This window comes from Mycobacterium liflandii, assembly GCF_022354805.1.
Lineage (GTDB): Bacteria > Actinomycetota > Actinomycetes > Mycobacteriales > Mycobacteriaceae > Mycobacterium > Mycobacterium marinum.
In genome coordinates this window covers 5,554,936-5,575,917 of record NZ_CP023138.1, presented here as the reverse complement: position 1 = coordinate 5,575,917, position 20,982 = coordinate 5,554,936, and the positions used below count along the sequence as shown (strand labels likewise).

17 protein-coding genes, 1 tRNA gene and 1 pseudogene are annotated in these 20,982 nt (G+C 67.5%); 9 read left to right on the top strand and 10 right to left on the bottom strand.

What is annotated here, in order from left to right; all coding sequences use genetic code 11:
- Window positions 1-4: 4 nt before the first annotated feature.
- From CKW46_RS24750 to CKW46_RS24730, 5 genes are all read left to right on the top strand, one after another.
- Window positions 5-853, top strand: coding sequence for a TatD family hydrolase (locus CKW46_RS24750; RefSeq protein WP_117435582.1), 849 nt, complete (start codon window positions 5-7; stop codon window positions 851-853).
- Between the two features lie 170 nt (window positions 854-1,023).
- The gene (locus CKW46_RS24745; RefSeq protein ID WP_036426310.1) at window positions 1,024-2,151 is read left to right on the top strand and encodes a resuscitation-promoting factor; all 1,128 of its coding nucleotides are present in this window, start codon (window positions 1,024-1,026) and stop codon (window positions 2,149-2,151) included.
- Window positions 2,148-3,080 (top strand): 16S rRNA (adenine(1518)-N(6)/adenine(1519)-N(6))-dimethyltransferase RsmA, encoded by a 933-nt coding sequence (gene rsmA / locus CKW46_RS24740; RefSeq protein ID WP_036426311.1) that lies wholly within the window; start codon window positions 2,148-2,150, stop codon window positions 3,078-3,080. The genes CKW46_RS24745 and rsmA overlap by 4 nt, the downstream gene beginning before the upstream one ends.
- 58 nt (window positions 3,081-3,138) lie before the next feature.
- A complete protein-coding gene (locus CKW46_RS24735) occupies window positions 3,139-4,101 on the top strand; it encodes a 4-(cytidine 5'-diphospho)-2-C-methyl-D-erythritol kinase (protein ID WP_020729723.1) in 963 nt (320 codons plus the stop codon).
- Between the two features lie 365 nt (window positions 4,102-4,466).
- Window positions 4,467-6,101 carry a fatty acyl-AMP ligase gene (locus tag CKW46_RS24730; protein WP_117435585.1) on the top strand — a complete coding sequence of 545 codons (1,635 nt, stop codon included), beginning with the start codon at window positions 4,467-4,469 and terminating at the stop codon, window positions 6,099-6,101.
- A gap of 86 nt (window positions 6,102-6,187) precedes the next feature.
- Here the strand turns inward: CKW46_RS24730 and CKW46_RS24725 are convergent, their stop codons facing one another.
- Together CKW46_RS24725 and CKW46_RS24720 are read right to left on the bottom strand one after the other, a co-directional pair.
- A complete protein-coding gene (locus CKW46_RS24725; RefSeq protein WP_499018435.1) occupies window positions 6,188-6,433 on the bottom strand; it encodes a hypothetical protein in 246 nt (81 codons plus the stop codon).
- Window positions 6,430-7,713 (bottom strand): PE family protein, encoded by a 1,284-nt coding sequence (locus CKW46_RS24720; RefSeq protein WP_499018433.1) that lies wholly within the window; start codon window positions 7,711-7,713, stop codon window positions 6,430-6,432. Before CKW46_RS24720 ends, CKW46_RS24725 begins: the two co-directional genes overlap by 4 nt.
- Between CKW46_RS24720 and CKW46_RS24715 the strand changes: the two genes are divergently transcribed.
- Window positions 7,661-8,971, top strand: a complete 1,311-nt coding sequence (locus CKW46_RS24715) for a DUF302 domain-containing protein (RefSeq protein ID WP_238559435.1) — start codon at window positions 7,661-7,663, stop codon at window positions 8,969-8,971. The two genes, CKW46_RS24720 and CKW46_RS24715, sit on opposite strands and share 53 nt — an antisense overlap.
- Window positions 8,972-8,984: 13 nt before the next feature.
- Here CKW46_RS24715 and pth read toward each other — a convergent pair.
- The 8 genes and pseudogenes from pth to CKW46_RS24675 all read right to left on the bottom strand — a co-directional run bounded on the left by pth (window position 8,985) and on the right by CKW46_RS24675 (window position 15,103).
- Window positions 8,985-9,559 (bottom strand): annotated as a pseudogene (gene pth / locus CKW46_RS24710) (aminoacyl-tRNA hydrolase).
- Window positions 9,560-9,571: 12 nt separating this feature from the next.
- Window positions 9,572-10,216 carry a 50S ribosomal protein L25/general stress protein Ctc gene (locus CKW46_RS24705; RefSeq protein WP_482052525.1) on the bottom strand — a complete coding sequence of 215 codons (645 nt, stop codon included), beginning with the start codon at window positions 10,214-10,216 and terminating at the stop codon, window positions 9,572-9,574.
- Between the two features lie 229 nt (window positions 10,217-10,445).
- The gene (locus tag CKW46_RS24700) at window positions 10,446-11,327 is read right to left on the bottom strand and encodes an oxidoreductase (RefSeq protein WP_482052524.1); all 882 of its coding nucleotides are present in this window, start codon (window positions 11,325-11,327) and stop codon (window positions 10,446-10,448) included.
- Window positions 11,327-11,935: an LpqN/LpqT family lipoprotein gene (locus CKW46_RS24695; RefSeq protein ID WP_482052523.1), complete on the bottom strand. Its 609-nt coding sequence runs from the start codon at window positions 11,933-11,935 to the stop codon at window positions 11,327-11,329. Before CKW46_RS24695 ends, CKW46_RS24700 begins: the two co-directional genes overlap by 1 nt.
- Window positions 11,936-11,979: 44 nt before the next feature.
- Entirely contained in the window at window positions 11,980-12,348 is a 369-nt protein-coding gene (gene arsC, locus CKW46_RS24690) for an arsenate reductase (glutaredoxin) (protein ID WP_015356970.1), read from the bottom strand.
- Complete coding sequence (locus CKW46_RS24685; protein ID WP_015356969.1) at window positions 12,349-13,329, bottom strand: ribose-phosphate diphosphokinase; 981 nt, start codon at window positions 13,327-13,329, stop codon at window positions 12,349-12,351.
- Between the two features lie 112 nt (window positions 13,330-13,441).
- The gene (gene glmU / locus CKW46_RS24680) at window positions 13,442-14,920 is read right to left on the bottom strand and encodes a bifunctional UDP-N-acetylglucosamine diphosphorylase/glucosamine-1-phosphate N-acetyltransferase GlmU (RefSeq protein WP_020786173.1); all 1,479 of its coding nucleotides are present in this window, start codon (window positions 14,918-14,920) and stop codon (window positions 13,442-13,444) included.
- A gap of 111 nt (window positions 14,921-15,031) precedes the next feature.
- Window positions 15,032-15,103: transfer RNA gene (locus CKW46_RS24675), tRNA-Gln, on the bottom strand.
- Between the two features lie 293 nt (window positions 15,104-15,396).
- Between CKW46_RS24675 and CKW46_RS24670 the strand changes: the two genes are divergently transcribed.
- The 3 genes from CKW46_RS24670 to CKW46_RS24660 all read left to right on the top strand — a co-directional run bounded on the left by CKW46_RS24670 (window position 15,397) and on the right by CKW46_RS24660 (window position 20,822).
- Entirely contained in the window at window positions 15,397-15,990 is a 594-nt protein-coding gene (locus CKW46_RS24670; protein WP_011742173.1) for a TetR/AcrR family transcriptional regulator, read from the top strand.
- A gap of 66 nt (window positions 15,991-16,056) precedes the next feature.
- Window positions 16,057-19,725: a transcription-repair coupling factor gene (gene mfd / locus CKW46_RS24665; RefSeq protein WP_015356967.1), complete on the top strand. Its 3,669-nt coding sequence runs from the start codon at window positions 16,057-16,059 to the stop codon at window positions 19,723-19,725.
- Window positions 19,722-20,822: a nucleoside triphosphate pyrophosphohydrolase gene (locus tag CKW46_RS24660; RefSeq protein ID WP_482052522.1), complete on the top strand. Its 1,101-nt coding sequence runs from the start codon at window positions 19,722-19,724 to the stop codon at window positions 20,820-20,822. Before mfd ends, CKW46_RS24660 begins: the two co-directional genes overlap by 4 nt.
- Window positions 20,823-20,982: the final 160 nt, after the last annotated feature.

Below are 20,982 nucleotides of genomic sequence, written 5' to 3'. Positions count from 1 at the left end.
TTGTGTGCGCGTGAGCTCCAACCGCGCCGCCAAACGAGAAGCACCGCCCGCCCCGCAGCCCCTGGCACCGTTGATCGACGCGCATACCCATCTCGATGCCTGCGGCGCCGCCGATGCCGCGGGAGTGATCGCCATCGTCGACCGTGCCGCGGCGGTCGGGGTGGAGGCGGTGGTGACCATCGCTGACGATCTGGAATCGGCGCGATGGGTGACCCGTGCGGCCGAGTGGGATCCGCGGGTCTACGCCGCGGTGGCGCTGCACCCGACCCGGACCGACGCGCTGACCGAGGCCGCGCGCCGTGAAATCGAAGAACTGGTAGCTCATCGGCGGGTAGTGGCGGTGGGGGAGACCGGTATGGACATGTATTGGCCGGGCCGACTGGAAGGATGTGCGGACCCCGACGTGCAGCGGGAGGCTTTTGCCTGGCACATCGACCTGGCCAAGCGGACCGGCAAGCCGCTGATGATCCACAACCGGCAGGCCGATCGCGAGGTGCTCGACGTGCTGCGCGCCGAGGGCGCTCCCGACACCGTGATCTTCCACTGTTTCTCGTCGGACGCTGCGATGGCTCGCGAGTGTGTGGCGGCCGGATGGTTGCTGAGCCTGTCCGGGACGGTGAGCTTCCGCAACGCCCGCGAGCTGCGCGAAGCGGTCCCGCTGATACCGCTGGACCAGCTTCTGGTCGAAACCGATGCACCTTTTTTGACCCCGCACCCCTACCGCGGTGCAGCGAACGAACCGTATTGCCTGCCCTACACCGTTCGGGCGCTCGCTGAGCTGCTCAATGGTAGTGCTGAGGAATTGGTCCAGGTAACGGCCAGCAATGCTCGGCGAGTGTATGGACTAGGCTAGGCCAACAGGCGATTCCCGGTCCGCGGTTGTAACACCCCGCCGCCGGAGTTGCTCAACATTGGACGGTTCGTTACCGTCTTGTTATCGAACAGGTGGGCCTCTGGGCCCATTTTGTCATTTTCAGCTGAAAAGGTCGTTGGGTTGTTGCTGAGGTCGGGGATAGACGGACGTTGAATCTGATTACGAAACTTCATCAAACTGAATCGCCCATGTTGCGCGCTGTGGTTGGCGCTCTGCTGGTGGGACTGGCCCTGGCCGGCGGCTACGCAGTTTCTGCGTCCAAGACCGTGACATTGACCGTCGATGGAACCGCGATGCGGGTGACGACGATGAAGTCGCGGGTGATCGACATCGTTCAGGAGAACGGCTACTCCGTCGGAGACGGTGACGACCTGTATCCGGCCGCCGAAGTGGCGGTGCACAACGCGGAGACCATCGTGCTGCGGCGCAGCCGCCCGCTGGAGATCTCGCTGGACGGCCACCAGGTCAAGAAGGTGTGGACCACGGCCTCCACCGTGGATGAGGCGCTGGCCCAACTCGCGATGACCGACACGGCTCCGGCCACGGCCTCTCGTGGCAGCCGGGTGCCGCTGGCGGGGATGGCATTGCCCGTCGTCAGCGCCAAGAACGTGCAGATCAACGACGGCGGTGTGGTGCGCAGCGTGCACTTGCCGGCCGCCAACGTCGCGGCGTTGCTGAGCGCGGCCGGCGCCCCGTTGCAGGGCAACGACCAGGTGGCGCCCAGTGCGGCGACTCCGATCGTCGACGGCATGCAGATCGAGGTGACGCGTAACCGCATCGAGCGGGTCACCGAGCGGGTGGAGCTGCCCCCGCCGGCGCGGCGCATCGAGGACCCCGAGATGAACATCAGCCGGGAAGTGGTGGAGGACCCGGGTGCGCCGGGAACCCAGGACGTGACCTTCGCGGTCGCCGAGGTCAACGGCGTGGTGACCGGCAAGCTGCCGGTCGCCAACGTGGTGATCACTCCGGCGCGCGAAGCGGTGGTCCGGGTGGGCACCAAGCCGGGCACCGAAGTGCCCGTGGTGATCGACGGATCCGTCTGGGATGCCATCGCGGGTTGTGAGGCCGGCGGTAACTGGGCGATCAACACCGGGAACGGCTACTACGGCGGCGTGCAGTTCGATCAGGGCACCTGGGTGGCTAACGGCGGGCTGCGGTACGCCGAGCGGGCTGACCTGGCCACCCGCGAAGAACAGATCGCGGTGGCCGAGGTGACCCGCCAACGGCAGGGCTGGGGCGCCTGGCCCGTGTGTAGTGGGCGAGCGGGGGCACACTGACCATCCGGCTGCTCGGGCGTACCGAGATCCGGCGGCTGGCCAAAGAACTCGATATCCGGCCACGCAAATCCCTTGGACAGAACTTCGTCCACGACGCCAACACCGTGCGCAAGGTCGTTGCTGTCTCCGGTATCACCCGGTCTGACCAGGTGCTCGAAGTTGGTCCCGGGCTGGGCTCGCTGACGCTGGCCCTGCTGGAGCGCGGCGCCGCCGTGACGGCCGTCGAGATCGACCCGGTGCTTGCGGCTCGGCTACCCCAAACCGTGGCCGAGCACTCCGATAGCGAGATCGGGCGCTTGACCGTCGTCCATCACGACATCTTGACGCTGCGCAGGCAGGACGTGGCCGACCAGCCGACTGCGGTGGTCGCCAATCTGCCCTACAACGTCGCGGTTCCCGCGTTGCTGCATCTACTCGCCGAGTTCCCGTCCATCCGGGTCGTGACCGTGATGGTCCAGGCTGAGGTCGCCGAACGGCTTGCCGCCGAACCAGGTGGCAAGGAATACGGCGTGCCCAGCGTCAAGGTCGGCTTCTACGGACGGGTGCGCCGCTGCGGCATGGTGTCGCCCACGGTGTTCTGGCCGATCCCGCGCGTCTACTCCGGCTTGGTCCGCATCGACCGCCACGAGACCACGCCCTGGCCCACCGACGAGAACTTCCGCCGGCAGGTGTTCGAATTGGTGGACATCGCCTTCGCACAACGGCGCAAGACATCGCGAAACGCGTTCCTGGAGTGGGCGGGCTCGGGCAACGAATCGGCCAATCGGTTGCTCGCGGCCAGCATCGACCCAGCTCGTCGTGGTGAGACGCTGTCCATCGAGGACTTCGTGCGATTGCTCACCCGCTCTGCCGACACCTCCGGTGGGCCGCCCGACGCCGGTGTGGCAGGCGATGAGGGGCAGGTGCCGGGGCCGGTTTCGGCGACCTGATCGGTGGTGGACGCACGCCGGTAGGTGTGTTCGCAGGTTGCAGCGATAGTCTGCTGCGGTGTCGAGGACGTCGGACGGAAACACCGCTGAGTTGTGGGTGCCTACCGGGTCGGCGACCGTAAGGGTCCCCGGCAAGGTCAACCTGTACCTGGCGGTCGGCGATCGCCGCGATGACGGCTATCACGAGTTGACCACGGTGTTTCACGCGGTCTCCCTGGTCGACGAGGTGACGGTGCGCAACGCCGACCTGCTGTCGCTGGAGGTCGTCGGCGAGGGCGCCGACAAACTGCCCACCGACAAACGCAACCTCGCCTGGCAGGCGGCCGAGCTGATGGCCGAACACGTCGGCCGCGCACCGGACGTGTCGATCTTCATCGACAAGTCGATTCCGGTGGCCGGCGGCATGGCCGGGGGCAGCGCCGACGCGGCCGCGGTACTGGTGGCGATGAATTCGCTGTGGGAGCTCAACCTGCCCCGGCGTGACCTGCGCATGCTGGCCGCGCAGCTGGGCAGTGATGTGCCCTTTGCGCTGCACGGCGGTACCGCGCTGGGCACGGGCCGCGGCGAGGAACTGGCGACGGTCTTGTCCCGGAATACCTTCCACTGGGTGCTGGCGTTCGCACGCAGTGGCCTGTCCACCCCGGCGGTGTTCACCGAGCTGGACCGGCTCAGGGACGTGGGGAGTCCACCTCGGCTCGCCGAGCCCGGGCCGGTGCTGGCGGCTCTGGCGGCCGGCGATCCCGAGCAGCTGGCGCCCCTGCTGGGCAACGAGATGCAGGCCGCCGCGGTGAGCCTGGACCCGGCGCTGCGCCGGGCGCTGCGTGCCGGGGTGGAGGCCGGCGCCCTCGCCGGCATCGTCTCGGGCTCCGGTCCGACGTGTGCCTTCCTGTGCCGCACGGCCGAGTCCGCGCTGGATGTCAGCGCGCAGCTGTCGGGAGCGGGCGTCTGTCGTACCGTTCGAATCGCGACCGGACCGGTGCCGGGAGCCCGGGTGGTGCCGACGCCGGGAACCCCGGAGTAGCCGGGCACGATAGTTCGCAGAGCACCGTCTGAGAAGCGGATTGTGAAATCTGCCTCAATACGCGTGAGGGTTTGGCAGTTCTTTAAGAACTGCTTAAGATAATCCGCGGTGACGAGTAGTGATGAGCAAGATGGCGCGAGATTTTTGTCCGCCCAGCGCAGCGCTGGGCGGACGCCTAGTCACCGCCGGCTCGGCTCGCCGAGCCTTGCCCTTGCCCATCACGCGACCCGGTATCGGGTCGAGGATTCATCACTGATTCGAGACCTAACCGCTCCCCAATTGTGTGCGCGCGCCTGTCGCAATGTGACATCAAGCAGGCGGAACATGAAAACCCGGACCCTGGGGCCCGAACCGAGGAGGTTGCTTTGAGCAGGTTTACCGAAAAGATGTTCCGCAACGCTCGCGAGACCACCAAGGGCATGGTGACCGGTGAGCCGCACACCCCGGTTCGGCACACCTGGGGCGAGGTGCACGAGCGGGCCCGTCAGATCGCCGGAGGGCTTGCCGCCGCGGGCGTCGGCCCCGGCGACGCGGTCGGCGTGCTGGCCGGAGCCCCGGTGGAGATCGCTCCCACCGCCCAAGGGCTGTGGATCCGCGGCGCCAGCCTGACCATGCTGCACCAGCCCACCCCGCGCACCGACCTGGCGCTGTGGGCCGAGGACACCACGATCGTCGTCGACATGATCGAGGCCAAGGCCGTCGTCATCTCCGACCCGTTCATGGCCGCGGCTCCGGTGCTCGAGGAGCGCGGCATCAGGGTGCTCACCTTCGAGCAGCTGCTGGCATCCGAGCCCATCGACCCCGTCGAAGTCGGCGAAGACGAGCTGGCGCTGATGCAGCTGACATCGGGATCCACGGGTTCGCCCAAAGCCGTGCAGATCACCCACCGCAACCTGTTCGCAAACCTCGAGGCGATGTACATCAGCGCCGAGTACGACGCGGAAACCGACGTGATGGTCAGCTGGCTGCCGCTGTTCCATGACATGGGCATGATCGGGTTCCTGACCGTGCCGATGTACTTCGCCGGTGAGCTGGTCAAGGTCACCCCGATGGACTTCATGCGGGACACGCTGCTGTGGGCCAAGCTGATCGACAAGTACAAGGGCACGATGACGGCCGCCCCCAACTTCGCCTACTCGCTGTTCGCCAAGCGGCTGCGCAAACAAGCCAAGCCGGGCCAGTTCGACCTGTCCAGTCTGCGTTTCGCGCTCTCCGGTGCCGAGCCGGTAGAGCCGTCCGATGTCGAAGACCTGTGTGAAGCCGGCGCACCGTTCGGTCTGCGGCCGCAGGCGATCCTGCCGGCCTACGGGATGGCCGAAATCACCCTCGCGGTGGCCTTCTCCGAGTGCGGCGCCGGTCTGGTGGTCGACGAGGTTGACGCCGACCTGATGGCTGCGTTGCGGCGGGCGGTTCCTGCCGCCAAGGGCAACACCCGCCGGCTGGCCTCGCTGGGCCCGCTATTGCAGGGCATCGAGGCCCGCATCGTCGATGCGGACGGCAACGTGTTGCCCTCCCGGGGTGTCGGAGTGATCGAGTTGCGCGGCGAGTCCGTCACGCCCGGTTACCTCACCATGGGCGGATTCATCCCGGCTCAGGACCAGCTCGGCTGGTATGACACCGGCGACCTGGGCTACCAGATGGAAAACGGCCACGTTGTCGTGTGCGGGCGGGTCAAGGACGTCATCATCATGGCGGGTCGCAACATCTATCCCACCGACATCGAACGGGCCGCGGGCCGCGTCGAAGGGGTGCGTCCGGGTTGCGCGGTAGCGGTGCGCCTCGACGCCGGGCACTCGCGCGAGACCTTCGCCGTGGCCGTCGAGTCGAATGCCTTCGAGGATCCCGCCGAAGTGCGCCGCATCGAGCACCAGGTGGCCCATGAGGTGGTCGCCGAGGTCGACGTGCGTCCGCGCAATGTTGTGGTGCTGGGTCCGGGCACCATCCCGAAGACCCCGTCGGGCAAGCTGCGTCGGTCCAACTCACTGACTCTGGTCACGTAGCCGCCGCGAAGAGACGGATAAAGGCAAGAAACAGGTAGAGGCCCCCGCCGCTGGCGGGGCCTCTACCTGTTGCGCGCGCAGCCAGGTCAGCCGGATGCGCCGGGTTGCCCGGACGCACCGGTAGCACCGGTTACGCCGTCGCCACCAACCCCTCCGGTCCTGCCCCCTCCACCAGCACCCGTACCCCCGGTGCCACCAACCCCGCCGGTGCCGCCGGTGCCGCCGGCACTGCCCGCCCCCGCGGTGCCCCCGGCACCCGCGGCCCCGGACTGACCAAACAGGCCCCCGGCGCCGCCGTTGCCGCCGGCACCGCCGACCCCCGGCCTGGTCACGGAACTGGTGTTATCGCCGCCATGGCCGCCGGTGCCGCCGGTAAGGCCCATCGCGCCGGGGCCGCCATCGAGGCCGTCGCCGCCGGCACCGCCGGCCCCGCCGACCCCGAACAGCAGCCCACCCCGACCACCGGCACCGCCATCGCCGCCGTGGCCGCCGGCGCCGCCTGGGGCACCGATGCCGCCGGTGCCGCCGATGCCGCCGCCGCCAGCTTGGTTAGGGGAGGTGCTGATGCCGCCGGTGCCGCCGGTGCCGCCGCCGCCAGCTTGGTTAGGGGAGGTGCTGATGCCGCCGGTGCCGCCGGTGCCGCCGCCGCCAGCTTGGTTAGGGGAGGTGCTGATGCCGCCGGTGCCGCCGGTGCCGCCCGGGGCGCCGACGCTGCTGGCGCCGCCGGTGCCGCCCGTGCCCCCTTGTTGGCCGGGGTTGCGGCGGCACCAGCTCCACCGGTCTGGGCTGCGGGGCCGCTGAGGCCATCGGTGCCGCTCGCGGCCTGAAGGTAGGGCGCGGAGGGGTTGGTACCGGCCGCGCCGACAGAGCCGAGACCCCCGTGTCCGCCGGCGCCGCCGGTACCCAACAGGTAGGCGTCGCCGCCGGCGCCGCCACTACCACCGGGTTGGCCATTGCCGAACACGTAGGCGTCTCCGCCGTTGCCGCCGGCTCCACCATTGCCAAACAGCAGCCCGCCGTTGCCGCCGTTTCCGCCGGTTGGCCCGGGCCCACCGGGGATGCCGGGACCGCCGTTACTGCCGCTACCGCCGTTGCCCAACAGCCCAGCGCTCCCGCCGCCACCGCCGGCCTGGCCCGCCCCGCCGTTGCCGCCGTTTCCGCCGTTGCCGTAGAGCCACCCGCCGGCACCGCCGGCCTGGCCCGGTCCGCCGTCGGCCCCGTTGCCGATGAGCGGGCGCCCGGTGAGCGCGAGAGAGGGCGCGTTGACCGCGGACAACACGTTCTGCTCGACGGCGCTGAACGCGGCCTGCGTCTGTTGCAGGGGTGCGGCGCTGGCGGCCTCCGCGCCCGCATATGAGCTGCCGGCCGCTGCCAGGGCGTTTTCGAACTGCTGGTGAAGCCCCGAGGCCTGAGCCGCCAGCGCCTGATATGTCTGACCATAGGTGCCGAACAACGTCGCGACCGCCGCCGATACCTCATCGCCCGCGGCCGCCACCACGGATGTGGTCTGGGCCGCCGCTGCCGTGGTGGCCGCGTTGATGGCCGACCCAATTCGGGCCGTGTCCGCGGCCGCCGCGGACAATGCTTCGGGCGTTACGAGCACAAACGACATGGCGATTCCCTCTCTTGTACAGAGCCGCATTGTGGAGACTCGTCGGACTGCCGCCCCGGGCGACATCGTCGGTACCACAAGGGCATCCGGCCCCTACTGGCGCGCGCGCTTATGCTGGCGCGTTGGCTGCTGCCAGGACATGCACGCCTGGCCGACTGATCACGGTGTTCTCTGGGCAGCGAAGCAATGGTGGAATGTTCTTGCCAAAGTGACCGCTGCCACGGCTTTGCTAGCCGAACAGCCGGCCCCATCGCGGTGTCGAAGGGAGCAGTACCTGATGTTTCGCGGATCACGATCCCTAGCGGCGCGAGTCGCCGCACGCCTTTCTGTCGTTGCCGTTGTCGTGGCCTTTTCCGTGACCGGCTGTAGCGGCGGCAACAAGATCGCTACCGAATCGCCCAGCGCTTCGGTGACCACCGGTGCAGCAAACGGGCAGCGAACCGTTTCGACGACCTACATCACCTACACCTCGAGCCAGCCGTTCGAAGCCACCGCCGATGCGCTGCGCGCCGCCGCCGCCGACAACGGGATGCTCATCGTCGGTGACATCAACCAGGATGCTGAGCTGGCGGCCAACGGCCTGCGGTTGCCGGGCGCGCATAGCTTTTTTGTTGGTAACCCGCAGATCGGTAAGACGTTTTTCGATGCGACTCAAGCGATCGGCACGGTGGTTCCGGTACGGGTGCACGTCTGGGTGGATGGCGATGGCCCGGCGCATATCAGCTACATCGACCCGGCGCCGGAGTTCACCGCCGTCGATCCGGGCCTGGCCGACGCCGGTCAGAAGATCTCGCAAGCAATCCGCACCATCGCCGCGGCCGCGGCCGCGGCCGCGGGCGGCGGCACACCTCAGGAAACCAAGGTGGAGACCAGGTTCGTCACGGTCGACACATCGACCGCTTTCGAGGCGAGCATTGATGCGTTGCACTCGGCGGCCGACCAGAACGGGATGGTGATTCTCGGTGATGTGAATCAAGCTTCCAGGCTGGAAGCGATCGGAATGCAGCTACAGCGTTCACACAGCTTCTTCGTGGGTGATCCACGGATCGGCAAGACGCTGTTCGGTACCACTCAAGCGATCGGTGCGGTGGTTCCGGTGCGGGTCCATGTTTGGGCGGACGCCCGCGGTCCGGCGCACATCAGCTACTTCGATCCAGCTCCGCTGCTCACCGCCATCGACCCCGGTCGCGCCGAGGTGGGACAGCAGCTATCGCAGGCCATCCACGCCATCGCCGAAGCCGCGGCGGCCAAGCGCTAAACCCACACCGGCCTCACCAGGCGTGGACCCGGTTTTGGGCCGGCTCCAGGCCCATTTCGACGAGCAACTCGGTGGCGTCAGCGGCCTGTTCGCAGATCGTGGGTACTTCCGGACGCTCCGGTGAGCTGAAATTCTCCAGCACGAATGTCGCCGGATCCTTGCGGCCGGGCGGGCGGCCAATGCCGATGCGCACCCGCTGGAAGTCCTTGGTGCCCAGCGCCGCGGCCACCGAGCGCAATCCGTTGTGCCCGCCTTCGCCGCCCCGAATTTGAGCCTGATGCGGCCGAAATCGAGGTCGAGCTCGTCGTGAATGACGATAAGGTCCGCCGGTGGCACCGAGTAAAACTTCGCCAGAGGTGCCACCTGGCGGCCCGACTCGTTCATGTAGCAGCGCGGTTTGGCCAGGACCACCGAGCGCTGCGCCAATCGACCCGTCACCACTTCGGCGCCGGAGCGTTTGTGCACCTTGAACTTTGCGCCCAGCCTGGCAGCAAGGAGGTCGGCAACCATGAACCCGAGGTTGTGCCGGGTACGGGCGTAGTTTTCCCCCGGGTTGCCCAGGCCGACGACCAATAACGGCTCGGCCATACTGCGAACCGCTTACTCGGACTCGGCTTCGGCTTGACCGCCCTCGCCCTCGGCTGCCGCGGACTCGGCGCTTTCTCCGCCACCCGCTTGCTCGAGGTCCTCGGCGGTCGGTGCGGTCACCACGTTCACGACCAGCATCTCGGGGTCGGAAATCAGACCGACGCCGGCAGGCAGCTCGATCTGCCCCGCGGTGAACTGGGTGCCAGGCTCCGCGCCTTCGATCGACACCGTCAGCTGCTCGGGAATCGACATGGCCTCGGCCTCGATTTCGATGGTGTTGGCCTCCTGGGTAACCAGGGTGCCGGGCGCGGCGTCGCCTTCGACGGCAACCGAGACCTCGACGACGACCTTCTCGCCGCGGCGCACCACCACCAAGTCGGCGTGCTGGATGGTGCGGCGGATCGGGTGGATGTCCAGCGCCTTGGTCAGCGCCAGCTGCTCCTCGCCCGCGATGTCGAGGGTGAGCACCGCATTGGTGCCGGAGTTTCGAAGGACCGCCGCGTAGTCGTGGGCGGGTAGCTCCAAGTGCTGCGGCTCGGCGCCGTGGCCGTACATCACGGCCGGAACCTTGCCCTCACGGCGGGCTCGCCGGGAGGCGCCCTTGCCGGTCTCGGTGCGTACGGTAACCACTAGTTGGTTGACTGCAGCTTTGGCCATTGTGTCGCTCCTCTGGGCTTGGTGCCTGGTTCATGGCACGGGCGAGGATCGCGACAACCGTCGGTCTCCGTCGATAACGGTGCTCTGATCGGCACATACCCGTCAGCCACCCTCGCCGTGACACCCGGCAAGGTTAGCGCATCCGCACCTCGGAGTGGAAATTCGCGGCGGGCGGGGGTGCCCGCCGGCTACCCCAGCGACTGGTGGGGCTGGGCCGGTGTGGTGGCGCTCAGAACGGAAATTCGGTCCCCGTGAGCTGCTCGGACAGCTCCCATAGCGCGGCGGCCGTGACTGCGTTCTTGGCGCGCCGGCTGCGGCCCACCGATCGGGTGGGACCGACGTAGCCGAATCTGGGCCCGACATAGGTGTTGCCCGGCAGATCCTGAGAGGCGGCGTACAAAGTCTGGCGGGCCCCGAAATCGGCGTCGGTGGCGATCAGCCTGGTGCCGAACGACACGACCGCATCGCCGAGCTTGCGGCCCGAGGCCCCCTGCAGGTTGGTGTGGGAAAACCCCGGATGGGCGGCCAGCGCACGCAGCGGCGAGCCGGCCGCGTCCAGGCGCTTTTGCAGCTCGCTGGTGAACAGCAGGTTGGCGAGTTTGGACTGGCCGTAGGCCAGCCAGGGGGAGTACCGCCGGGACTGGTAGTTCAGGTCGGCCAAGTTGATCCGGCCCGTCCAGTGCGCCATGGACGACACCGTGACCACCCGGTCGGTGAGTTTGGGCAGCAACAGGTTGGTGAGCGCGAAATGGCCGAGGTGGTTGGTGCCGATCTGGCTCTCGAAGCCGTCCGCGGTCAGCGAGTAGGGCGTGGCCATGATGCCGGCGTTGTTGATCAGCAGGTCGGACTTGTCGACGCCGGCCGCGAATTCGCGAACCGATGACAGATCTTGCAGATCGAGGCGGCGGACCTCGACCGGGCCGGCATTGGGGCCGGTCATCTGTTGTGCGGCGGCCTCGCCCTTGCTCGTGTTGCGCACGGCCAGGATGACCCTGGCGCCATGGCGGGCCAGCTCGCGCGCGGTGACGGCGCCCAGCCCGCTGTTTGCGCCGGTCACGATGACCGTGCGCCCGGTGAACGACGGTAGATCCGCGGCGGTCCAGTCGGCCATCACTTCACCGCAACCACGAATCCGTTGATGATCGACTCGATGTCGGATGCGCTGCCGGCGGCCTGACTGGCCAGGCTGGTGATGGTCAGTTGGACCAGATACCGCTGGTTGTCCGGCGGCGGCCCGGTGGGAATGACGATCCGATTCCAGCTGTGCATGCGGGCACCCTCGAGGTCGTAGCTGCCCTGCATCATCGACGAGGGAAAACCGTGAAAGTCTGCCGATGAGGCGTCCAGCTGTTTGAAGTTCTCGAACAGTTGCGCGTCGTCGTTGCCGCGCCTGGCGACGTCGGCGGGGTCGAAGTTCCCGCGCAGCAAGAACACGACCAGTCTGGCCGTGGGGTAGTGGCCGCCCTTGGAGATGATCACCGTTTCCGGGTTGATCTTCGGGCCCTCGTAGGGGGACCAGCCCGGTGGTGTCGGGATCGACACGGTAAGGCCTTTGAGGTTGCTCGGCGCGATCTGCTTTCCGCTGACCCCGATGCTTTCCAGGTACTGCGACAGCGGCACGGGCGGGGCGGTGGTGGCGGTGGTGCTGGTTGTTGCGCTCGTGGTCCAGATGGATTTGTAGTCAGGGGGCTCGGGTGTGCTGCAGGCAACCGCGGCCATCGTGACCGCGAGTGAAACGACGGCCGCTGCGATCCGGCGAGCTGTCACAGGATCTCGCGAACGGCCTCGACCGGCCGAGCCAGCCGGGTGCCCTTCGGGGTGACCACAAACGGCCGTTCGATGAGCACGGGGTGCTCGGCCATCGCGTCGAGCAGTTGCGCATCGGTCGCGTTGGCGAGGTTCAGCTCCTCGTACAGCCGGTCGCGTTTGCGCACGGCGGTGCGCACCTCGATGCCGGCATCGCCGATCATGCGCACCAACTCGTCCCGCGTCGGTGGTGTCTTCAGATACTGGACGACGGTCGGCTCCAGGCCCTGCTCACGCAGCAATTCCAGGGTCTTGCGCGACGTGCTGCACTTGGGATTGTGGTAGATGACGGCCTCGGGTGTGGTCCCCGCGGTTCCGGCGGCCATCTACGCGTCTCCGTCGAATAGTCCTGTGACTGAGCCGTTTTCGAATACGGCGCGGATGGTGCTTGCCAGCAGCGGAGCGATGGACAAGACCGTGAGCTGCGGAAAGCGCTTGGCCTCGGTAATCGGGAGGGTGTTGGTGACGATCACCTCGCGGGCACCGCATGCGGCCAGCCGCTCGGCGGCGGGGTCAGACAACACACCGTGGGTCGCCGCGATGATCACGTCGCCGGCGCCGTCGTTGCGCAGCAACTGCACCGCACCCGCAATCGTGCGGCCGGTGTCAATCATGTCGTCGATCAGCACGCAGGTCCGGCCGGCGACGTCGCCCACCACGCGGTTGGAGACCACCTGGTTGGGCACTCGCGGGTCGCGGGTCTTGTGGATGAAGGCCAGCGGAACGCCGCCCAGCGCGTCGGCCCATTTCTCGGCGATGCGCACCCGGCCCGAGTCGGGGGAGACCACGACCATGTTGTTGTCGGAGTAGTTGTCCCTGATGTAGCCGGTCAGCAGGTTCTGCCCGCGCATGTGGTCGACGGGTCCGTCGAAAAAGCCCTGGATCTGATCGGTGTGCAGGTCGACGGTCACGATTCGGTCGGCACCGGCGGTCTTGAGTAGATCGGCCATCAGCCGCGCCGAGATCGGTTCGCGGCCGCGGTGCTTCTTGTCCTGCCGGGCATAGGGGTAGAACGGCATGACCGCGGTGATCCGCTTGGCGCTGCCGCGCTTGAGCGCGTCGATCATGATCAGCTGTTCCATCAGCCAGGTGTTCACCGGTGCCGGGCAGGACTGCAGAACAAAGGCGTCACATCCACGCACCGACTCCTGGAAGCACACGAAGATCTCGCCGTTGGCAAACTCACGCGCGGTCTGCGCGGTCACGTGAACGTCGAGTTCTTTGGCCACCTGTTCGGCCAGCTCCGGATGGGCGCGCCCGCTGAAGAGCATCAGGTTCTTGCGGTTATCGGTCCAGTCGTGGCTCAACGCGCTGCCCTCGCCGTTTCGGGATCAAAAGTGGGATCTGAATGGGAAATCGAACGCCTCATCGTACGTAGCGAAGGGCCTGCACATGTCGCCGGGTAGCCGAGAAGCGAATTCACGGTGTCTGATCGGCGTCGGGCGGCGGTGTGGATTGTTCGGCCGAGGCCTTGCGGGCGGCCTCAGCGGACGGGGTTCCCGGACGCTTCTGCTGCACCCAGTCTTCGATATTGCGCTGCGGCCCGCCGGACACCGCGAGCGCGCCCGGTGGAACATCGTCGCGGATCACGGTGCCGGCCCCGGTGTATGCGCCGTCGCCGACATTCACCGGTGCCACGAACCTGGTGCCGGCCCCGCTGCGCACGTGCGAGCCGATGGTGGCGCGGTTCTTGGTCATGCCGTCGTAGTTGACGAACACGCTGCCCGCACCGATGTTGCTGTCGTCGCCGATGTCGGCGTCGCCGACGTAGGTCAGGTGCGGCACCTTGGTGCCGGCGCCAATGGTCGAGTTCTTGGTCTCCACGAAGGCGCCCAGCTTGCCGCCGGTGCCCAGCACCGTGCCGGGCCGCAAGTAGGTGAAGGGGCCGACCGCGGCCGCTGCGCCGATCGATGACGAGCTGCCGTGGGTGCGTACCACCGAGGCGTTGTCCCCGACGGTGACGTCGGTCAGCGTCGTGTCGGGCCCGATTTCGCAGCGGTCGCCGATCTGGGTATGGCCCAGCAACTGGGTCCCCGGCTGGATAACGGTGTCGCGTCCGATCGCCACGTCCACGTCGATCCAGGTGGTTGCCGGGTCGATCACGGTGACGCCGGCCATCTGGTGGGCGGCCACTATCCGGCGGTTCAGCTCGGCGCCCAGCTGGGCCAGCTGGACCCGATCGTTGACGCCGGCCACCAGCGCGCTGTCGTCGATGTGGCGGGCGCTGACGGTTTGCCCGTCGCGGCGCAGGATGGCGATGACATCGGGCAGGTAGAGCTCCTGCTGGGCGTTGTCCGAGCTCAGCCTGCTCAACGCGGATTGCAGTGCGGTGATTTCGAAGGCGTAGACGCCGGCGTTGACCTCGCGGATTTCGCGCTGTGAGGGCGTCGCATCGGTCTGCTCGACAATGGCCATCACGGCGTTGTCCTGGGTGCGCAGGATGCGGCCGTAGCCGTGCGGGTCGCTCAACGTGGTGGTCAGCACCGTGACGGCGGACGACGTCGCGCTGTGGGTCTCGATCAGGTCGGCCAGCGTTTCGGCGTCCAACAGCGGGGTGTCGCCCGCGGTGACGACCACGATGCCGGAGTAGTCGGCGGGAAGCGCCGACAGGCCGCAGCGCACCGCGTCCCCGGTGCCCAGCGGCCGATCCTGCAACGTCACGTTGATGGTGCGACCGAGGGATTCGGCCAGCTCGTCGACCAGCGGGGAGATACGTTCGTGGCAGTGGCCGAGCACCACCACCAGGTGCTGCGGTGCGAGCTTGGCCATCGCGTGCAGTGAGTGGGACAGCATGCTGCGCCCGGCCAGGGTGTGCAGCACCTTGGGGGTGTCTGATCGCATCCGGGTGCCAGCCCCAGCCGCCAAGACCACGACCGCAGTGTCACCACGAAACGTCATCGACTCTCCTTTATTGGCTTTTTCTCACGCAAGCTAGGGGTCGGCGTGATGACACGCCCTCCAGGGTGTCATTTCACGTGGAGGTGGGCTAGATGGTGCCACCCAAACAAGCTCCGTCGCCAGGACTCGAACCTGAACTATCTGAACCAAAATCAGAGGTGCTGCCGATTACACCACGACGGACTGCCGGTCGACGGCGAGCATTTCGCCCGCTCGCCACTATGAAACTCTAACGGGTGGGTGGGCCGATTCCCGAGCCCGCCATATCCTGCCGACATCGTCGGCGCCCCATCCACGGTGCAATCCGGGCGCCCAGCGTGCGTGTGGGGCGCGAATATCGCCACCGAAGCGCACTGGAGACACAGTCGGCGCCCGGCCCACACGCTGGGCGCCGCGGGCCGGAAAACAGATACCCTGTTGGCGTGGCAGGGCCGGAGAAAATGCCGGAAAAAGAGGCAAAGGCGCCGCGCGCCCGGATGACGGGCAGCGAACGCCGGCATCAGCTGATCGGCATCGCGCGATCGTTGTTCGCCGAACGCGGCTACGACGGGACCTCGATCGAGGAGATCGCCCAGCGTGCCAACGTCTCCAAGCCGGTGGTCTACGAGCATTTTGGCGGCAAAGAGGGCCTGTACGCGGTGGTGGTCGACCGCGAAATGTCGGCCCTGCTGGACGGCATCACCTCGTCGTTGACCAACAACCGATCGCGAGTGCGCGTCGAGCGGGTCGCCCTGGCGTTGCTCACCTATGTCGAAGAACGCACCGACGGCTTTCGCATCATGATCCGCGACTCACCGGCGTCGATCAGCTCCGGAACCTATTCCAGCCTGCTCAACGACGCCGTCAGCCAGGTCAGCTCGATCTTGGCCGGCGACTTCGCCCGCAGGGGTCTGGACTCCGAGCTGGCCCCGCTGTATGCCCAGGCCTTGGTGGGTTCGGTGTCGATGACCGCGCAGTGGTGGCTCGACGCCCGCGAACCCAAAAAGGAAGTCGTCGCCGCGCACCTGGTCAACCTGGTCTGGAATGGGCTGACCCACTTGGAAGCCGATCCGCAGCTGCAAGACGAGTAGTCCGATCCGCCCATCGGCCGCCGGGCTCGATATCGAGAAACGACCGCGCCCTAGAATGGCCGCATCATGACCGCACCGGGGGCTGCTAGCCCAGATACCCCGATCGCGGGGCTCGTCGACTTGGCGCTTACCGCGCCGACTTTCCAGCAACTCATCGCGCGTGCCTCCGATCGCCCTGATGAATTGACGTTGGTCGGCCCGGCCAGCGCGCGCTCCTTCGTCGCCAGCGCACTGGCCCAACAGGGACCGCTGCTCGTGGTCACCGCCACCGGGCGTGAGGCCGACGACGTAACCGCGGAACTGCGGGGATTCTTCGGCGAAGCCGTGGCGTTGTTCCCGTCCTGGGAGACCCTTCCGCACGAGCGGCTCTCACCCGGTGTCGACACGGTCGGCGCCCGGGTGCTGCTGCTGCGCCGGCTGGCTCATCCCGACGACACCCGGCTGGGCCCGCCGTTGCGCGTGGTGGTGACCGCGGTGCGCTCGCTGTTGCAGCCGATGACGCCGCAACTGGGCCGGCAGGAACCGGTCAGTCTGAGTGTCGGACAAGAAATCGGATTCGATGAAGTCATCGCCCGGCTGGTCGAGCTGGCCTACACCCGGGTCGACATGGTGGGCCGGCGGGGCGAGTTCGCCGTCCGCGGGGGCATTCTGGACCTCTTCGCGCCGACCGCCGAGCACCCGGTGCGGGTCGAATTCTGGGGCGACGAGATCACCGAAATGCGCATGTTCTCGGTCGCCGACCAGCGCTCCATTCCCGAGATCGAGGTCAGCACGCTGGTCGCGGTGGCCTGCCGGGAGCTGCTTCTGACTGAAGACGTACGGGCGCGAGCCGCGGCGCTGGCCGCCCAGCACCCGGCTTCGGAGAACACCGTGACCGGCAGCGTCATCGACATGCTGGCCAAACTGGCCGAGGGCATCCCGACCGATGGGATGGAAGCGCTGCTGCCGGTGTTGCGCCCCGATGACCATGCGCTGTTGACCGATCAGCTTGCCGAGGGCACTCCGGTGCTGGTGTGCGACCCGGAGAAGGTGCGCACCCGGGCCGCCGATTTGATCAAGACGGGCCGCGAGTTCCTCGAGGCCTCATGGTCGGTCGCGGCGATGGGAACCGACGCGCCCGTCGACGTCGAAGCCCTGGGTGGGTCCGGCTTTGCCGAGCTGGAGCAGGTGCAGACCGCGGCGAGCAGTTCCGGGCACCCGTGGTGGACGTTGAGCCAGCTGTCCGAGGAATCGGCGACGGAGCTGGAGGTCCGCGCGGCGCCCTCGGCTCGTGGGCACCAGAAGGATATCGACGACATCTTTGCGATGCTGCGCGCGCACGTCTCGACCGGCGGGTACGCGGTGATGGTGGAGCCCGGGACCGGCACCGCCCATCGCATGGTGGAGCGGCTGGCCGAATCCGACATTCCCGCCGCCATGCTGGAACCCGGCGCCGCACCCAAGTTGGGCGTGGTGGGCGTGCTCAAGGGGCCGCTGCGCGACGGCGTCATCGTCCCCGGCGCCAACTTGGTCGTGGTCACCGAGACGAATCTGACCGGCAACCGGGCCACGGCGGTCGAGGGCAAGCGCCTGGCGGCCAAGCGGCGAAACACCGTCGATCCACTGGCCCTGACGGCCGGCGATCTGGTGGTGCACGATCAGCACGGCATCGGCCGGTTCGTGGAGATGGTCGAGCGCACCGTCGGGGGTGCCCGGCGCGAGTACCTGGTGCTCGAATACGCCTCCGCCAAGCGGGGCGGTGGTTCCGACAAGCTGTATGTCCCGATGGATTCGCTGGACCAGTTGTCGCGATATGTCGGTGGGCAGGCGCCAGCACTGAGCCGGCTCGGCGGCAGTGACTGGACCAACACCAAGACCAAGGCGCGCAAGGCGGTGCGGGAAATCGCCGGCGAACTGGTGGCGCTCTACGCCAAGCGGCAGGCCAGCCCCGGGCATGCGTTCGCCCCTGACACACCGTGGCAGGCCGAGATGGAGGACGCGTTCGGTTTCACCGAAACCGTCGACCAGCTCACCGCGATCACCGAGGTCAAGGGCGACATGGAAAAGTCCATCCCGATGGACCGGGTGATCTGCGGTGATGTCGGCTACGGCAAGACCGAAATCGCGGTGCGGGCGGCGTTCAAGGCCGTTCAGGACGGCAAACAGGTTGCCGTGCTGGTGCCCACCACGCTGTTGGCCGACCAGCATCTGCAAACCTTCACCGACCGGATGGCCGGGTTCCCGGTCACGGTCAAGGGTCTGTCCCGCTTCACCGACCCCGCCGAGTCACGCACGGTGATCGAGGGCATGGCCGACGGATCGGTCGACGTGGTGATCGGCACGCACCGGCTGCTGCAGACCGGCGTGCGCTGGAAAGACCTGGGCTTGGTCGTGGTCGACGAGGAACAGCGGTTCGGTGTCGAGCACAAGGAGCACATCAAGTCGTTGCGCAGCCACGTCGACGTCTTGACGATGAGCGCCACCCCCATTCCGCGCACGCTGGAGATGAGCCTGGCCGGTATTCGGGAGATGTCGACCATCCTGACGCCCCCCGAGGAGCGCTACCCGGTGCTGACCTACGTGGGACCCCATGACGACAAGCAGGTCGCCGCGGCGCTGCGGCGCGAGCTGCTGCGCGACGGGCAGGCGTTCTATGTGCACAACCGGGTCAGTTCCATCGACGACACCGCCGCGCGGATTCGCAAACTCGTGCCCGAGGCGCGGGTGGTCGTCGCGCATGGGCAGATGCCCGAGGATCTGCTGGAACGCACCGTCCAGGGATTCTGGCAGCGTGAATTCGACATCTTGGTCTGCACCACGATCGTGGAGACCGGCTTGGACATCTCCAACGCCAACACGCTGATCGTCGAACGGGCCGACACCTTCGGGTTGTCTCAGCTGCACCAGCTGCGCGGCCGAGTGGGCCGTAGCCGTGAGCGCGGTTACGCCTACTTCTTGTACCCGCCGCAGGCGCCGCTGACCGAGACCGCCTACGACCGGTTGGCGACCATCGCGCAAAACAACGAGCTTGGCGCGGGCATGGCGGTCGCGCTCAAGGACCTGGAGATCCGCGGCGCGGGCAACGTGCTCGGCGTCGAGCAGTCGGGGCACGTCGCCGGAGTCGGCTTCGACCTCTATGTGCGTTTGGTGGGCGAGGCCGTCGAGGCGTATCGGGCCGCCGCCGACGGCAAGATGGTGACCACTCCCGAGGAGCCCAAGGATGTGCGGATCGACCTGCCGGTCGACGCCCACCTGCCACCGGACTACATCGGCAGCGATCGCCTGCGGTTGGAGGCCTACCGGCGGCTCGCCACCGCCACCTCCGACAGTGCCGTCGCGGCCGTGGTGGACGAACTCATCGACCGCTACGGGGCTTTGCCGGAGCCGGCACTGCGGCTGGTCGCGGTGGCGCGGTTGCGGCTGCTGTGCCGGGCCTCGGGCATCACCGACGTGTCGGCGCCGTCTTCGGCGACAGTTCGGCTGGCACCGATGGATCTGCCCGATTCCGCCCAGGTGCGGCTCAAGCGGATGTATCCGGGAGGCCACTACCGGGCTACGACGTCCACCGTGCAGGTACCCATCCCGCGTGACGGTGGCGTCGGTGCGCCGCGCATCCGGGATGTGGAATTGGTGCAGATGGTGGCCAATCTGGTGACGGCATTGGCAGGCAAGCCGCAACAAGATATTGGTAGAACCAGTTTGTCCGAAGACGATGCGGGCGCCACCGCGTCGGGTAAGGAGCGGCAAGCGCGATGATTGTCGTCCTGGTCGACCCCCGCCGTCCGTCGCTGGTGCCTGTCGAAGCCATCGAGCTGCTCGGGGGCACCGTGCAATACACCGAGGAGATGCCGATCGCCGTGCCCTGGTCACTGCCCGACGCGCATCCGGTGCACGTGGGCGAGGAGGCGCCGGTGCTGTTGTCGTCCGACCCGAACCACCCCGCGGTGTTGGCGAGGCTGGCGGCAGGGGCCAGGCTGATCGCGGCGCCGGATCGCCGGCGCGGGGAACGCCTGCTCGATGCCGTGGCGATGATGGACAAACTGCGCACCGACGGGCCGTGGGAAAGTGAGCAGACCCACGACTCGTTGCGGCGCTACCTGCTCGAAGAGACCTACGAGCTGCTCGACGCGGTACACAGTGGCAGCGTCGACCAGTTGCGCGAGGAGCTTGGGGACCTGCTGCTTCAGGTGCTTTTCCATGCCCGCATCGCTGAAGATGCGGCATTGCTTCCGTTCACCATCGATGACGTCGCCGACACGCTGATGCGCAAGCTCGGCAACCGGGCACCGGGAGTACTTGCCGGCGAATCGATTTCGCTGCAAGAGCAGATGGCCCAGTGGGAGGAAGGCAAGGCGGCGGAAAAGGCGCGCAATCCACGCGAGTCGGTATTGGACGACGTTCCCACCGGTCAGCCCGCGTTAGCGTTGGCGCAGAAGGTGATTGCGCGGGTCTGCAATGCCGGCCTGCCGGTGCAGCTGATCCCCGCCGAAATCACCTCGATTGCCGTGTCGGCGGATATCGACGCGGAAAACTGCTTGCGCGCCGCGGTTTTGGACTTCTCGGATAACGTCCGCCGCGCCGAGCGGGCGATTGTGGCCGCCCGGCGCGGCGACGCCGTGGCAGAGGAACTCGACATGGCGCCGGTCGGGACGATCACCGAGCAGGAGTGGCTGGTGCACTGGCCGTCTGGCAGCGCGGGGGCCGATGTGGCGCCGGAGCCCGTGGTCGACGAAGAACCGCCGCAAGAACCAGCAGAGCCCGAAGAACAAGTCGAGGCGCCTGCCGAAGGCGAGACCCCCAAAGAATCCCGGGAATCCCGCGGCGGCAGCAAGAAGCGGAAGGGCAGGCGCTAGGACGAGTCGTCCGCGCACTAGCGGGGACTTCGGAGGCGCTTGAGCCGGTTCTCGCCAACTTTGCGGGGACTCAGAGCCGCTCCATATCAAGCGACCTTTATGAAGTTTGCTGAAATAGCTGTTTTCCAGATAGAAGCTAAAAATTGTGCTTGCTGGCCTG

Coding starts and splice junctions, on each gene's coding strand:
- CKW46_RS24720 (WP_499018433.1), bottom strand. CDS start 7,713: ATGTCGTTTGTGCTCGTAACGCCCGAAGCATTGTCCGCGGCGGCCGCG.
- CKW46_RS24705 (WP_482052525.1), bottom strand. CDS start 10,216: ATGGCCAAAGCTGCAGTCAACCAACTAGTGGTTACCGTACGCACCGAG.
- CKW46_RS24700 (WP_482052524.1), bottom strand. CDS start 11,327: ATGGCCGACTGGACCGCCGCGGATCTACCGTCGTTCACCGGGCGCACG.
- CKW46_RS24695 (WP_482052523.1), bottom strand. CDS start 11,935: ATGGCCGCGGTTGCCTGCAGCACACCCGAGCCCCCTGACTACAAATCC.
- arsC (WP_015356970.1), bottom strand. CDS start 12,348: ATGGCCGCCGGAACCGCGGGGACCACACCCGAGGCCGTCATCTACCAC.
- glmU (WP_020786173.1), bottom strand. CDS start 14,920: ATGACGTTTCGTGGTGACACTGCGGTCGTGGTCTTGGCGGCTGGGGCT.
- CKW46_RS24670 (WP_011742173.1), top strand. CDS start 15,397: ATGACGGGCAGCGAACGCCGGCATCAGCTGATCGGCATCGCGCGATCG.
- mfd (WP_015356967.1), top strand. CDS start 16,057: ATGACCGCACCGGGGGCTGCTAGCCCAGATACCCCGATCGCGGGGCTC.
- CKW46_RS24660 (WP_482052522.1), top strand. CDS start 19,722: ATGATTGTCGTCCTGGTCGACCCCCGCCGTCCGTCGCTGGTGCCTGTC.